Origin of the sequence: Bacillus sp. SIMBA_005 (assembly GCF_046535585.1) — a bacterium.
Taxonomy (GTDB): domain Bacteria; phylum Bacillota; class Bacilli; order Bacillales; family Bacillaceae; genus Bacillus; species Bacillus pumilus.
Genome location: NZ_JAWRWI010001315.1, coordinates 1 through 229, shown reverse-complemented (window position 1 = coordinate 229; position 229 = coordinate 1). Strand labels below are relative to the sequence as shown.

Genomic DNA, 229 nt, shown 5'->3' with positions numbered 1-229 from the left:
CGCCAGAATGACCGCGACGGCAACGTACGGGTGTGGGCCGACGAGGTGGGCGAGCAGCGCGCCGATCACGACGCCGATGACCGTGCCGATCACACGGAACGCTCCCTTGCGCACATGCTCCGCCGCATTGTTCGCGCCCATGAAGGTCACGAACGCCGCGATGACGGCCCAGTAGAAGCGATCCTGCGACACGATCGCGCCCACGAGGATCGCGATCACTCCGGCGATC

The 229-nt window shown here is 66.8% G+C and carries 1 protein-coding gene; it reads right to left on the bottom strand.

The annotated features are described in order from the left end of the window. The coding region (locus tag SB660_RS24335) for an FUSC family protein (RefSeq protein WP_410585224.1) at window positions 1-229 on the bottom strand (229 nt) is incomplete at both ends.